The organism is Arcanobacterium wilhelmae (assembly GCF_029632765.1).
GTDB classification, from domain to species: domain Bacteria; phylum Actinomycetota; class Actinomycetes; order Actinomycetales; family Actinomycetaceae; genus Arcanobacterium; species Arcanobacterium wilhelmae.
In genome coordinates, this window is sequence record NZ_CP121247.1 from 1,461,627 (window position 1) to 1,476,082 (window position 14,456).

Sequence of the window (14,456 nt, forward strand, 5' to 3'; positions counted from 1 at the left end):
TTGATGCTACGCGTGCTTCACCGCGACCGTCACCGACAGAGGCGCCACTTGCGCTGTTCCCTCAGCCTCCGCCCCGACGCCGGTGCGCGAGTTCGCGACGACGGCACGATACTCCTCGCCCAAGCCCGTTTCCCACGGCTCCTCAGCTGCGTTAATGAAAATGCGCGCCTCCTGCCCACCGGCGCGAACCGTGTACGAAATGCGCGAACCAGTGGCCTCGCCCAGCTCGTAAGCCTCGTCGATCGCCGCGAAATCGCCCAGGCGCAGCCACGGGCTCTCGGCGCGAAGCTTCAACAACCCGCGTACCAGCTCACCAAACCCGGCAAACTTGGCCGCCCGATCGTAATCAAACTCGTTCACCGAATCCGGCGACGCATACGAATTGCGCAGGCCGCCCTTCGTGCGGCCAAACTCCTGGCCTGCATGCAAGAAAGCGATCCCCTCACCGAGCAGCTGCACCGTGGTGGCCAGCTCGCAGCGCCGGATCACCTCATCCTCGCTCGCCTCCGGGAAGGTGAGCGCCAGCTTATCGAACAGGGTGTAATCGTCATGCGCCTCGTTGTAGATCACCGATTCCACCGGCGCCTGGAACGGGTAACGCCCACGCGAGCCGCACACGCCGTCGAAAATCGCACCGGCGTCGTCGGCGGAACCCGATGCAAACCCGCGTGAGCCCTCCTCGAACGGGCTGCCCTTCATCGCGTCGCGGAATGAATCGTTAAAATGCGAAATGCCCGGCATCAGATCCGCATGATCGTAATCGGCCGGAATCACGCCGTCGGGATGGTTCCCCATCGGCCAACCCTCGCCGATCACAATAATCGACGGATCGATCTCGTCCAGAGCAGCGCGCACCGCGTTCATCGTCTCGACGTCGTGGATGCCCATCAGATCAAATCGGAAACCATCCAGCGCAAACTCGCGAGCCCAATAGGTCACAGCGTCCACGATCAGGCGGCGCATCATCGGCTGCTCGGACGCCGTCTCGTTTCCGCACGCCGTTGCGTCCGCCCACGAACCGTCCTCATTCAAGCGGAAGAAATACCCCGGAACCGTCATCTCGAGCGGGTTCGTGCCGGCGTCATACACATGGTTGAACACCACGTCCATCACTACGCGCAGGCCAGATGCATGCAGGCGATCCACGGTGGCCTTCAGCTGGCGAATCCGCGCATAGGGCGTGCCCGTATCCACCGTGTACGAGCCCTCCGGCACGAAGTAATTCATCGGATCGTAACCCCAGTTGTACTGGGCACCCCACGACAGATCGCCCTCCTCATCCACCGAACCGAAATCATAAATTGGCAGAAGCTGAACGTGAGTAACGCCCAGGCTCGTGAGGTAATCCAGGCCCGAGGGATTACCCGCGGCCGTGCGCGTGCTAGGCTCCGTCAGGCCCAAGAACTTCCCCTTGCGCTCGATCCCGTTCTCGCGGCCGATCGTCAAATCGCGCACGTGCGCCTCGTAAAACACGGCGTCCGCCGCACGGAACTGCGGCATACGCTCACACGGCTCGGTGGCCGCTACCGGATCGATCACCACGGATGCCTTCGAATTCGGGGTAGAACCACGCCCCCACGGGTCGAACGTGACGTTCGTGTGCCCGCCCGGGAACGTCAGACGATACCGGTACACCGACGCCGAACAATCATCTTCCACACGAGCTTCCCACACGCCACGCTCCCCGCGCGTCATGTCAATCAACTCCGCACCATCCTCGCCCAGCATCAACTCCACCCAGGTGGCGGTGGGCGCCCACAGGCGGAACGTGGTGGCCTGCGGCGTATACTCCGCGCCTAGCGGGCCGTCGTAGGCGAACTTCTCGTTGAATTCGTTGGAGTGCAGCTCCCGCCAATTGGCGTGAGCCTGTTGATCTTTCAAAGGCGTTTGTTCCATCACGCGCCCCAGTTTATCCGACTACACCGCCAAAATATTTGGCCACGCGGAGATGAAATCGGGGGTTGCCCGGGGCTTTCACCCCGGGCAACCCCCGCACCGATTCTTGCGCGCTCACAGCACCTTCGAGAGGAACTCTTTCGTGCGCGGATTTTGTGGATTCTCGATCACGTCCGCCGGCGTTCCGGCCTCCACGATCTGGCCCTCATCCATCAAGATCACCTGATCAGACACCTCGCGTGCAAATCCGATCTCGTGGGTCACCACCACCATGGTCATGCCCTCTTTCGCCAGATCCTGCATCACCCCGAGCACCTCTCCCACAAGCTCGGGATCAAGCGCGGAGGTCGGCTCATCGAACAGCATCAAATCCGGATGCATCGCGAGCGCACGCGCGATCGCCACGCGCTGCTGCTGACCGCCCGAAAGCTCCGCCGGATAGTGGCCTGCACGCTCCGCAAGCCCCACGCGCGCCAGTAGCGCCTCCGCCTCGGCCTTCGCCTTGTCCTTCGCAACACCAAGCACCTGAACCGGCGCCTCCATCACGTTTTCCAGCGCCGTCATGTGCGGGAACAGGTTAAAACGCTGGAACACCATCCCGATTTTGGCGCGCTGGGCAGCCGCTTCCTTCGAGGTCAGCTCAAAAAGCTTTCCGTCCTTTTCCTTGTAGCCCATGAGCTGGCCGTCCACCTCAATCCGCCCGGCCTGGATGGTCTCGAGCAGGTTGATGCACCGAAGCATGGTGGACTTGCCTGAGCCGCTCGGCCCGAGAATCGTGGTGACCGTCCCCGCCTGTACGTCGAACGACACACCCTTGAGCACGTGCAGATCGCCGAAGAACTTGTGGACGTTGTCCACATGTACTGCGTTCGTCATTGTTTTACTCGCTTTCTTCCTCGCCGATCAGGGCGTGTACTCAATGAACGGATCGTCCGTGGTGGTTCCCGACGCCGTGATCGCGGCCTGGCGAGAAACCTTCGCCTTCGCGCTCGCGCGCCGCCCAACTTTACCGGCGTCGCGGTTCGCACCGCGCCCGTAGTACTTCTCCAGATAGTACTGGCCCACCATTAGGATCGACGTGATCACCAGGTACCATACGGCTGCCACCAACAGGAATGGAACGGGGAGGAACGACGACGAACCCTTCGCCGACGTGGTCGCCGTCAGTTCCAGCGTGAGCGGCACGGCCGTGACCAGCGAGGTGGTTTTCAGCATCGAGATCGTCTCGTTGCCCGTGGGCGGCACAATCACTCGCATCGCCTGCGGCAGGACCACCCGGCGCAAAACCTGCCCCGACGACATGCCGAGCGCCTTCGCTGCCTCTTCCTGCCCGGCGTCCACAGAATTCAAACCCGAGCGTACGATCTCGGCCAGGTATGCACCCTCGTTCACGCCCAGGCCGACCACTGCATAGAAGAACATTGTGGCGTTCAGCCCGCCGAACATGTTCCCGGGCGTCACGGTGAAGAACTCGATGCTCGTGAACGGGATGCCGAAAGTCATTGTGGGCCACAGCGTGCCCATCAGCCCCCAGAAGATCAGCTGCGTGTAGATCGGGGTGCCGCGGAAAAACCAGATATAGAACGTGGCCACGCCGCGCAACACCGGGTTTTCGCTGCGGCGCATCACAGCCATCGTCACGGCGAGTAGCACGCCGAGCACCATCGCACCCACCGTCAGCGCCAGCGTGAAGCCCACCGCCTGGCAAATATCGGGCGCGAGGAGGTTCGCCGCCACCACGTCCCAGTGGAAGTTCGGGTTGACGATCACCTGGTAAGCCAGGCCGACGGCCAGTAACCCAACAACCACCGCCGAGACCCACCGGCCCCAGTGCCGCACCGGCACCGCTTCAATCAGTTTCGTTTCCATTGCGTTTTCACTTCCGTTGAGTAGACGCACGACGTCGCCCGCCGGCTAAGGAGCGGAGGGCGACGCCGGGGCCAGGCTTACTTGGCTGGGTTCACGTTGGCCTTGTCGTTCAGGCCCTCGGTGATACCCCAGTTGTTGAAGATCTTCTTCAGGTAACCGTTGTCCATGAGGTACTGGAGCGCCTTCTGGACGGCTTCGGTGAGCTTGGCATCGTTCTTTGCCACGGCAACACCCATGCCACCCTTGTCCATCAGGTCGCCGATGGTCTCGGTCTTGTCGCCGGTGAGCTTGCCGGCGTAGTCGGCTACCGAGCCGTCGGTGTACATGGCGTCGATCTGGCCGCCTGCGAGGGCGAGCGTGACGCGCGCCTGCTGGTCCTGCTTCTGGATCGTGATCGGCTTGGAGGCGCACTTGTCCTTGTTGAGCGCCTCGAGCGCTTCATCCTGCGCTGTGCCGGTCTGCACGCCGATGACGGCGCCGCACGGATTGTTCGGGTCGAAACCCTTCGGGTTACCCTTTTGCACCGAGAAGCGGGAGCCGTTCTGGAAGTACTCGACCATGTTGACGACCTTCTGGCGCTCGGCGTCGATATTGAAGGATGACAGGCCGACCTCATACTTGGTTCCGATTGCCGGGATGATCGACGCAAACTCAGCCGCCTGGGTTTCGGGCTCGAGGCCGAGCACAGTGGCGATTGCCTTAGTGAGGTCGATATCGTACCCAAGCTGGGTCTTCCCATCCGGAGCGTAGAACTCGCCCGGCGCGTACGAGAGCTCGGCCGCGTTGGTGAGCTTGCCGTCCGCCTTCACGGCGTCCGGCACGAGGGCTGCGATTTCGTCGACTTTCTTCAGGTCCGAAAGATCGGTGGACTGCGGGGTGGTTGCGTTTGCCGACGCCGCTGCGCCGGATGCACCTGCCGCGCCGGTTGCGCCATTGGAGGCGGTTCCGCCACAGGCCGAGAGCGTGAGTGCGAGGGCAATGGCAGTGGTGCCGAGAATCTTCTTCATTGCGGTCTCCTTGGGGGTAGAAGTTTGTTCCTGCGAGAAAATATACGCGCCTTAGGATAGTTATACAAGTTGCGTTGGCGAGAATTTTAGTTAGGGCCGCCACACCAACCCGGGCTCCGACGTCGCAGGCCACGAGCGACCACCCCGTGCACAACTCCGTCAATCCGGCCAGGCATTGCTATATACGCAACCCCTCACGCAACTGATTGAGTTACGCACACAAAACACGCTCCGACGTCAGCAGCCCACGAGCCACCACCCCCGTGCACAACTCCGTCAATCGGGCCAGGCATTGCTATATACGCAGGTAGGTTCTTGGGGTCAATGCACTATCTGATTGGGGTGTGTTGGTATGGCCGGGAAGTGGCTTTGTGTGAAGCCTGTGGTGTTGGAGTGTATTCGGGGTGGGGAGAGCGCGTCGAGTCTTTCTCGCCGGTTGGGAATGTCACGGGAAACGATCCGCAGGTGGTGTCGTGAGGCGGGTCTAGTCCTCGCGACGGGCCCGCATGGGTCTCTTGCCCAGGTTCGTGAGCGTGATCGTCAACGTGCGATCGAGTTGATTGGCCAGGGATGGACGAATACTGATATTGCGCATGAGCTTGGGTATTGCCGTGAATGGGTCCGTCAATGCAGGGTAGCGTTAGGCGACATGGAAAATGCGTTACGACGAGGCCGCCGTGGCGGGACTCGTCATCTTGCAAGTGTGGACCAGGTTGGTAGCGGCAACGTTGGGCGCGGGCGTCGTATCACGAGTAAAGAACGTGTCGCGATCGCGTTGCTGTTAGACCAAGGATACTCTGGCCGGCAGATCGCGATCCGCCTCAAACGCTCCCCGTCAACGATCACGCGTGAGATTAACCGTTCCCAACGCGTGGATGGGTCCTATGATGCGGGTGTGGCTTCACGCAAAGCATTCGAGCGTAGGGCACGTCCTAAACCATTGAAACTCCAGGCCAACACGCGTCTTCGGGAGGTTGTGGTGGGGTTGCTCAATCAACGGTATTCACCCCAGCAAGTCGCGGTACGGTTACGACACTTGTATCCAGATGATAGGGAGATGCACGTGAGTGTCGAAGCGATTTATCAAGCCTTATATGTTCAAGGGGTAGGTTCACTCGCGCAGGAACTGAAACGTGAAAAAGCGTTGCGTTCGGGACGGAAGAATCGTATTCCTCGGTCGCGTCTTGCAGGGCTTCCGGGGCGTGGGAGGAAAACATGGGTCGAAGGTGCCCAGATCTCGATGCGCCCTCCCCAGGCCAGTGATCGGGCTGTTCCTGGGCATTGGGAAGGCGATCTGGTTGTTGGTGGTGGTAAGGATGGGCATGGGACAGCGTTGATCACGCTCGTTGAGCGGCGTTCACGGTTTGTGTTGATGCACCGGCTCGGAGCGGGACGTGACTCGAAGACTGTGGTCGATGAGTTGGTCACGATGGTGAAGTCTTTACCCGGGAAGTTTGAAACGATCACGTGGGACCAGGGCTCGGAAATGGCTCAAACCCCGTCCTTCACGATCGCGACGGGAGTGAAAGTGTTTTTCGCTGACCCCCACTCTCCCTGGCAGCGGCCCTCGAACGAGCGACTCAACCGTGACATCCGCGAGTACTTCCCCAAAGGAACGAACTTCGCCACCATCACCGATGCCCAAGTCCAAGAAGCCCAAGACGAACTCAACAACCGCGCCCGCGTCGTCCTCAAAGGCGCCACCCCACATGAGACACTAGCCCAACAACTAAATGATGCATTGACCGCCTGAACCCGCCGCAACGCCTCACGGATCTGATTGAGTTCTGCACGCAAGTTGCGCCCCGGCGTCGGGAAAAATCCCAACCGGCGCGCACGCTGGGCGATTTTCGGCCCTAATCAATGAAACTCCCAGCTTGGACTGCCAAAATGGGGATAAGCCACAAAAGAAAGAAGCTCAACGTGACCCAACTTCTTGCCCTTCTTGCTCACCCGGCAGGGCACTCACTGTCGCCGCGGATGCACAACCTTGCCGCCCAACTCACCGGGGCAGACGTGCACTACATGGCATTTGACGTCACGGATCTTGCGGCAACAACAACCGGCCTGGTCGCCATGGGCGCGCGCGGCTGGAACCTGTCGATGCCGCACAAGCAGCGTGGGCTCGAGCTCGCCGACGTGGCCTCGCGCGCCGCCGAACTTATCGGCGCCGCGAACACCATTGTGAACCTCGGCGGGCGGCTCACAGCACACAACACCGACGGCGTCGGGGCGATGCGCGCGCTCGCCGCGAACGGGTGCGAGATTTCCGGACGCTCGATCGCCGTAATCGGCGCGGGCGGCGCGGCGGCCGCAATCGGCGTGCAGGCCGCCCTCGACGGCGCCCGCCACGTGCACATCATCAACCGATCGGCCAAATCCGCGATCCATTTGGCGCGGAAAATAGAGGAGGCTGGCGCCCGCACGTCCGTGCACCCACTCAGCTCGAATTGGCACCGCGAAATTGGCGGGGCGGTGGCGCTCGTGAACGCAACAAGCGTTGGTATGGCGCCGCATCCCCGAGCGACGCCGGTGGATCGGGTCGGCGAACTGCCCGCAGGGATTTTCGTGATGGACACCATTTATGCGCCAGCGGAAACCCGGCTCGTGCTCGAAGCGCGGGCCGCGGGCTACCGCGCCGAGAACGGGCTGCGCATGCTCGTTGAACAGGGGGCTGAAGCGTTCCGCCTATTCACCGGCGAGGATATGCCGGTCGACGTTGTGCTGGCGAACCTGCGCAAAGTGCAGGAAAAAGAGATCCGACGCGCCGAAAAACGCGATTCGAACGAGGCGAAATGAGCGCGAGCACAAGCGTTCCCGCGGATTTCGCGGATCGCGTTCCTGCGATAATTGTGCCGGTGTCGCCGAGAGAACTGGGTGATGTGCCGGGCGAGCTTGAGGGGGCGAAGGGCGCACACTGGATCGAGTGGCGCATTGACGCACTCGAGGCGATGGAGCTCGAAGAACGACTTAAGGTTGGGCGTGCGATCCGCGCGGGGACGGCGCTTCCGGTGCTCGCCACTTTCCGAAGTGTCGCTCAGGGCGGGGCTCGCGATATCGATGCACTCGAATACGTGGAGTTACTGCTGGCGATCGCGTCGAACAGGATCGCGGACGCCGTGGACGTGGAGATGTTTTCGGGCACTGAGTGGGAGGCCACACACGAGACGCCCACGCGCCAGGGTGAGGCATCGCCTGCGTGCGTCCATGCCGAGACGCCTGGTGGACTGGCGCGTCACGGGGAGTCATGGAGCGGGCCGGTTCCAACGATCGACCAACTACTCGTCATGCTGGGTGAAATGAGATGCACGGTGGTGGGATCGTGGCATGATTTCTCCAGCACGCCCAGCTCGAAGGAAATCGAGGAGCGCCTCGTGGCGATGGCTCGGCACGGCGCCGATTTCGCAAAAATCGCAGTGACTACACGCTCTCCCGCAGACCTTGAAGCGTTGCGAGACGGGGCAAACGCAGCGCGTGAACGTAGGGTTGAACGCATCATCGCGATCGGTATGGGTGAAGCCGGCGCAGATTCGCGGATTCACCCTGAAAACTACGCAAGCTGCGCCACGTTCGTGGCAGGTGCATCGGCGTCGGCACCTGGGCAGCTCACGATCCCCCAGCTCAACGCCGCGCGAATGAACCGCTAAAACAACGAAGTCTCCGGGGGTGTAGTTTTTCGCCTGCCCAAACTGCGTCTTAGCCACATATAGCGCTAAGCGCCGAAATACGTTGGCCAAATAGTAAATCCGCCGAGTATTCGCGGAAAATGATGACGGTGCGGGGCGCGAATTCGTTTCGCGCCCCGCACCGCCAACACATCAGCTCATGTTCGCAGCTACAAGTGGTGTCCGATCACTCGGTAACGCCGAGCTCATCCCACAAAGCCATGATCTCGGCGCCCGAGCCCAGGCGGAACTTTCCGCCCTCAGCCTGGTACTCCTCACCGTGCTTGCCGAGATAATGCTTGACCATCGGGCAGATCGCCACCGCGGTCTTCCCCTCGTTCTTCGCCACTTCGAGGCCCTGCGTGATCAGGAGCGTGCCTAGGCCGCGGCCCTCAAACTCCGGTCGCACACCCGTGTGCGGGAACAGGCGCTCATCGCCCTTGTCCCAGAACTCAAACTCGCCGGCCGGCTGGCCGTCCACAAAAAGCAAAATATTGTGGCCCGAATCGTCCAGCTTCATCTCCACCGGGTGGCCGTTCTTATCGGTCAGATTCTCAAACATCAGTGTTCCTTTCGTTACCTGGTGTCAAGTTTATGGTCTCCGAGCATGAAACGTGTGCCGGCGGCGCACTATTCCGCCCACAGCGAGCCCGCCAGCCAACCGCGACGAACGAGCCCGCCACCCAACCGCAACGAACGGGCCTGCTACCCAACCGCGACCAACGAGCCGCAGGCCCGACCAACGTCGCGAGCCACACTCCCGCCGCTCGCGGACGCAACCCGGCCCCGCGACAACGCGAGAGGCCCGACGCCGGCTGCGCACCGACGTCGGGCCCTCACCACTTCCGAACGTTCCGCTAGCACCGGGCGCTACTCGCCCTTCTCGCGCTCCTTACGCTCCTTGCGCCGCTCCTCGAAACGCTCAATCCGCTCCACGAACGCCTCCTTGCGCCCCGCCCAGGCCTCGCGACGCTCCTCGCGCTTGGCCTCCTTCGTCGCCTCCTTGATCGCGCTCTTGCGCATCGAATCGTCGCGCAGGCGCAAATAATCCTGGTGGCGATCCAGATGATCAAGCACATCGTGAATCAAGCCCTCCACCGTGTAGCCCATCACGTCATAATCCTGGGCCTGCTCATCCGTATGCACCTCGAGGCGCGTGTAGTAATCTTCCTCGGTCGCCACATGAACGCCGTAAACCGGCTTCGGCACCGCAACAGCCAGAATGCGATACACAAAATCATCCGACCCTGTGCGCACCGTGAACTTCAGGCGATCATACACATGGCGACCCTCGGCAAGATCCGGGATCGGATCGTCGTCACCACGCTCCACCAGCGCGCCGCCCGGGATCTCCGCCGCAAGCTTCTCGAGCGCCGGCTGGGCCACGTCGTTCAAGAAACGCACCGCCTGCCACGGCGTGACCTCGCCAAACGTCCACGCCACACGCTCACGCCAGGTGAGGGTAGCCGGGCCACCGGTGGGAACATTGCGAGCCGAACGCTCGCGCGACTTCTCCGTGACCGTCTCCTCGCGAAGCGCCTTCACCATCGAGACCATCACGCCCACAATCACGAACGCGAACGGCAAGCCCATCACGATCGTCGCATTCTGCAACGCCGGAATACCGCCCACAATCAACACGCCGATCGTCAGCGCGCCCGTGAGCACCGCCCACAGCAACTTCACCGACGTGCGCCCGTCCGTCTCAGCGTCAGGCAAGCGCGACGAAAGGTTCGCCATCACCAGCGCGCCCGAATCCGCCGACGTCACGTAGAAAAGGAACGCCACCGACGTCGCCAGCAAAACCACAACGAACGGCCACGGGTAATCCTGCAGCAGCGTATAGAAGCCGAACTCGGGGCTATCCATAGTAGCCGCACCCCACTCGCGGCCCGCCTCCGACGAACGGACCTTCTCCAGCGCCGAATTACCGAAAATCGACACCCACATCACGATGTACACCAGCGGAAGAATCAGACAGCCGAACACGAACTCGCGGATCGTGCGGCCGCGCGAAATGCGCGCCAGGAACATGCCCACGAAGCTCGCCCACGCGATCCACCACGCCCAGAAGAACAAGGTCCAGGCGGCCATCCACTCGGTGCCCGCAGTGAAGGCGAACGTCTCGAGTGCCATGCCGCCGAAGCCAGACACCAAATCACCGACATTCATCACCATCGCGTTCAGAAGGAACGGGGTATCGCCGGTGAATAGCACCCACGCGGCCAGCAGAAGCGCGCCGAACACGTTGAGCTGCGAGAGCACACGAATGCCCTTCGCCACGCCCGACCACGCCGAAATGCCCGCCAGCGCCACTGCCACCGCGGCCAGCAGGATCTGCGGCGCCAGGCGCACCTCGATCCCGAACAGGATCTGCAGGCCAACGTTGATCTGCACCACGCCGATGCCCAGGGTGGTGGCCACGCCAAAGATCGTGCCGAGGATCGCGGCGGCGTCGACCATATCGCCAGCCAGGCCGTGCACGCGGTTGCCCAGAATCGGGTAAAGCGCCGAGCGTACCGCCAGCGGCTTGCCGCGCCGATACGCGAAGAAACCGAGCGCGATCCCCATCAGCGCATACATCGCCCAGCCCGTGAGCCCGTAATGGAACAGCGTCCACACGGTTGCTTGACGCGCAGCTTCAATCGTTTCCGGCTCCCCCGACGGCGGTGCCAAATACTGCGTGACAGGCTCGGCAACCGAGAAGAACATGAGGTCCGTTCCGATGCCCGCAGCGAATAGCATCGCCGCCCACGTCGGGAGGGAAAACAAGGGCTTGGAGTTTTGCGGGCCGAGCTTCATATTGCCGTAGCGAGAGAACGCCAGCCAGAACACGAACACAACGATCGTGCCTGCGAGCGCCACATAGAACCAGCCGAACCAGGTGGCGATCCACGTCGTGGTGGCGGCCAGCGCATCCCCGGCACCCTTCGGCGCGATGATCGTCCACGCCGTGATCGCCGCGATCACCAGCGCCGACGTTACTAGCACGGGCGTATTCAGCGGGGCTTTATCGCGTCTTGGCTTTCTACGGAAACGGATCTTGTCTGTGACGGCCATTCGGTCCTCCTGGAAATTTTTCGCGTTCTCCAGCATAGCGGGGTTTACGCGGCGGCGCGTCACTAGTTCTAAGCTTGCTCAGTCCTCGAGGCGGGCGGCGTGGCCGTCGGCCTGCGCGAGCTCGTCGCGCAGCAGATCCGGAACGGGCGGCAAATCGCGGCGCGAGACCACGAAATACGACACCACGAGCACCACCATGTAGGGCACGCCCGCATACCAGGCGACGGGCATGAGCCAGAGCAACGCCACATAGATCGCCACCGATGCCAGCATCACCAACACGTTCACCACCGGCGCGCCCCACAGCCGACGCTTGGGCAACCACGCGCTGGCGGCCTTGCGTGCGCCGCGGAACTTCAGGTGCGTGTACATCGTGAGTGCCCAGGTGATGAGAATGCCGACGGTGGCGATGCCGGCGAGCCACAGGAAGGCGCGGTCCGGAGAGACGAGCGCCAGGACCGCCGCCACAGCCATTCCCAGGGCGGCAGCGTACACTGCGCCGCGCGGAGCACCGTTCGGTGCGGTGCGGGCAAGCGCGGCGGGAGCCTCGCCGTCGAGTGCGAGCGAGTGGATCATACGCGACGACGAGTACAACACGCCGTTCGCGGCAGAGAGAGCGGCAACGATCAGCACCGCGTTCATGATGTGAGCGGCCGCGCCGACTCCGGTGAGCTCGAGCGCCTTCACGAACGGCGACTCTTCTAGTGCGCCAGAACCGGCCGCCGTTTCGGTCCACGGCTGGAGCGCGAGCACCACGCCCACGGCGAGAAGGTAGAAAATGATGAGGCGATAGATCATCGTGCCGGCGGCACGTGGGATGTCGCGGTGCGGGTTCTCGGATTCGGCGGCGGTCACGGACACGTTCTCGACGCCTCCGAACGCGAACACGGCCATGCAGACCGCGGCGAGCACGCCAACCACTCCGTTAGGCATGAAGCCGCCGTGTGCGGTGAGATGGCCAAGCCCGATCGCCTCGCGCCCGGGCACGACGCCCACGATGAGCGCGAGCGCAAGCAGGATGAACGCCACGATCGCGATCACCTTGATCATGGAGAACCAGTATTCGGAGCTGCCGTACAGGTGCACGGAGGCGATGTTTAACACGATGATGAACACGGCGCATCCGAGTGTGCCGGCCCAGAGTGGCACGGACGGGAACCACCAGCGAATGTAGGTTGCGGTTGCGGTGACTTCCGCTCCCATGGCCACGGAGAACGTGACGGCGAAGTTCCAGCGGGCAACGTAGCCAGCCATGCGCCCCACGTACGACGACGACACGGCACCGTATCCGCCGGCTACCGGGTGCACGGTGACCATTTCGGCGAGCGCCCACACCACAGCGAGCGCGAAAAGTCCAGCGATCGCATAGGACACGATCGTGGCAGGTCCAGCAAAGGAGATGACAGAACCTGACCCCAGAAACAGGCCGGTGCCGAGCGCACCAGACAAACCGATCATTGCAACTTGGGCGGACGTGAGCCCGCGCTTGAGTGACGTACTAGTCATCATCTCCTCTTTCTGTGGGTGGTGTGCGCTGGCGCGAGCGTGGACGCGCATTCGCGCAGGTAGGGCGCACCGTGCCCATGCTAGGAGCACCGTGCGCGAGTTTCGCCCCGGTTTCACTATGTGGACAGCACGCGTCCGCGTCACCGGCGCCCCGACGTCGGGGCGGAGCGAAATTTCATTTAGCCCACGGCGCGAGCCGTTCGCTCGTACATTAGAAGAGATGAACGATCTCACCTCACACGATATTCAGGCGCTCGACGCCGCGAAGCTGTATTACTCCGGTCTCACGCAGGCGCAGGTCGCCGCGAAGCTCCACGTGGCGCGGCCTACTGTGTCCAAGTTACTCGCTCATGCGAAGCATCGCGGGTTTGTAAAGATCGTGGTAGTGGATCCGCGCGACCACGACGAATCACTGGTGGACACGCTGATCGCCCGCTATCGCCTGCTCGACGTCGTGCTGGTTTCGCCAGCGGATCCGTCGCCTGCGGCTTTGCGAGCCGCGCTGGGGGCCGCGGGCGCCAAGTTGCTCGCGCGCCTAGTTCGCGACGGCGATGCGATCGGCGTCGTCCCGTCGCGGACCCTCGCGGTAGTGGCGGACCACCTGCCCTCCACGCCACGAAAGAACGTGCGTGTGGTTCAAATGTCGAATGGGCTCTCCGATCCACAGCCGCGCGGCGGGCTCACCACTCTGGAGCGAATCGCTGGGGCGTTCGACGCACAGTGTATGAAGTTTGGTGCACCCACGTTCGTCAATTCGGTGGCAGAACTCAATCAGCTCACCACTGCTCCCCCAGTCCGCAGGGTTTTCCAGGCGGCGGGCGAAGCACGTGTGGTTGTGTACACCACTGGTGACATCGCCACGAACCGGGCGCTTGTGGAGGCGACGCCGATGTCTACCACCGACCGCGCGGCGATCCTTTCCCGGAGTGTGGGCGATATCTGCACACGGTTCGTCGACGAGCGCGGCCGCATCTGCTCCCCCGATTTCAACAACCGCACACTGGGCATTTCACTCCCGGACCTTCGCTCAAAGGAACAAAAGATTTTGGTGGCCGGTGGAGAGGCGAAGGCGCCTGTCATCCGCGCTGCCCTCGAGAACGGCTACGTGAACCGCCTCGTGATCGATTCGGCAACGGCTCGCATCATTGCGGGCAACCCGGGTGAGCTTCGCGAATGGGACTTCATCAACGCGTAAGGCACCAGCATCGGGGAGCACGAGTGTTCCCCGATCCCTGAACGTCACGGAACATTTGTGCCAGGCGGGCACCTCCGCGCCAACTTAGCGACGCCGGTGCCGAAACTGACACACCTACGTCGTTTCCACCGCAAAAATACGCCACTTTACCGGCGACTCCACAAAAATACGTACCGCTTCCTTCCACCACCTCACACCGGTAGTTTGTGAACTGTCACACCGAAAACATCGACGTTCTTCGGTCATCCCCCACCGCAT

General features: G+C 62.4%; 11 protein-coding genes. 4 read left to right on the forward strand and 7 right to left on the reverse strand.

Features of this window, described 5'->3' with window-relative positions; translation table 11 throughout:
- Window positions 1-6: 6 nt before the first annotated feature.
- From pulA to P8A24_RS06580, 4 genes are all read right to left on the reverse strand, one after another.
- Entirely contained in the window at window positions 7-1,896 is a 1,890-nt protein-coding gene (pulA, locus tag P8A24_RS06565; RefSeq protein ID WP_278060232.1) for a type I pullulanase, read from the reverse strand.
- A gap of 114 nt (window positions 1,897-2,010) precedes the next feature.
- Window positions 2,011-2,772, reverse strand: coding sequence for an amino acid ABC transporter ATP-binding protein (locus P8A24_RS06570; protein WP_278057812.1), 762 nt, complete (start codon window positions 2,770-2,772; stop codon window positions 2,011-2,013).
- Window positions 2,773-2,799: 27 nt separating this feature from the next.
- The gene (locus tag P8A24_RS06575) at window positions 2,800-3,765 is read right to left on the reverse strand and encodes an amino acid ABC transporter permease (protein WP_278057813.1); all 966 of its coding nucleotides are present in this window, start codon (window positions 3,763-3,765) and stop codon (window positions 2,800-2,802) included.
- A 77-nt stretch (window positions 3,766-3,842) separates the two neighbouring features.
- The gene (locus P8A24_RS06580) at window positions 3,843-4,772 is read right to left on the reverse strand and encodes an ABC transporter substrate-binding protein (RefSeq protein WP_278057814.1); all 930 of its coding nucleotides are present in this window, start codon (window positions 4,770-4,772) and stop codon (window positions 3,843-3,845) included.
- A gap of 649 nt (window positions 4,773-5,421) precedes the next feature.
- On the opposite strand from P8A24_RS06580, the gene P8A24_RS06585 reads away from it, so the two are divergent.
- The 3 genes from P8A24_RS06585 (at window position 5,422) to P8A24_RS06595 (ending at window position 8,419) form a co-directional block, all read left to right on the forward strand.
- Complete coding sequence (locus tag P8A24_RS06585) at window positions 5,422-6,525, forward strand: IS30 family transposase (protein WP_278057815.1); 1,104 nt, start codon at window positions 5,422-5,424, stop codon at window positions 6,523-6,525.
- Between the two features lie 170 nt (window positions 6,526-6,695).
- Window positions 6,696-7,571, forward strand: coding sequence for a shikimate dehydrogenase (locus P8A24_RS06590; protein WP_278057816.1), 876 nt, complete (start codon window positions 6,696-6,698; stop codon window positions 7,569-7,571).
- Window positions 7,568-8,419 carry a type I 3-dehydroquinate dehydratase gene (locus P8A24_RS06595; RefSeq protein ID WP_278057817.1) on the forward strand — a complete coding sequence of 284 codons (852 nt, stop codon included), beginning with the start codon at window positions 7,568-7,570 and terminating at the stop codon, window positions 8,417-8,419. The genes P8A24_RS06590 and P8A24_RS06595 overlap by 4 nt, the downstream gene beginning before the upstream one ends.
- Before the next feature lie 205 nt (window positions 8,420-8,624).
- Here the strand turns inward: P8A24_RS06595 and P8A24_RS06600 are convergent, their stop codons facing one another.
- The 3 genes from P8A24_RS06600 to P8A24_RS06610 form a co-directional block, all read right to left on the reverse strand.
- Window positions 8,625-8,999 (reverse strand): GNAT family N-acetyltransferase, encoded by a 375-nt coding sequence (locus P8A24_RS06600; protein WP_278057818.1) that lies wholly within the window; start codon window positions 8,997-8,999, stop codon window positions 8,625-8,627.
- A 308-nt stretch (window positions 9,000-9,307) separates the two neighbouring features.
- The gene (betT, locus tag P8A24_RS06605) at window positions 9,308-11,497 is read right to left on the reverse strand and encodes a choline BCCT transporter BetT (RefSeq protein WP_278057819.1); all 2,190 of its coding nucleotides are present in this window, start codon (window positions 11,495-11,497) and stop codon (window positions 9,308-9,310) included.
- 78 nt (window positions 11,498-11,575) lie between these two features.
- Entirely contained in the window at window positions 11,576-13,006 is a 1,431-nt protein-coding gene (locus tag P8A24_RS06610; protein ID WP_278057820.1) for an amino acid permease, read from the reverse strand.
- Between the two features lie 217 nt (window positions 13,007-13,223).
- Between P8A24_RS06610 and P8A24_RS06615 the strand changes: the two genes are divergently transcribed.
- Window positions 13,224-14,198, forward strand: coding sequence for a sugar-binding transcriptional regulator (locus P8A24_RS06615; protein ID WP_278057821.1), 975 nt, complete (start codon window positions 13,224-13,226; stop codon window positions 14,196-14,198).
- Window positions 14,199-14,456 lie beyond the last annotated feature (258 nt).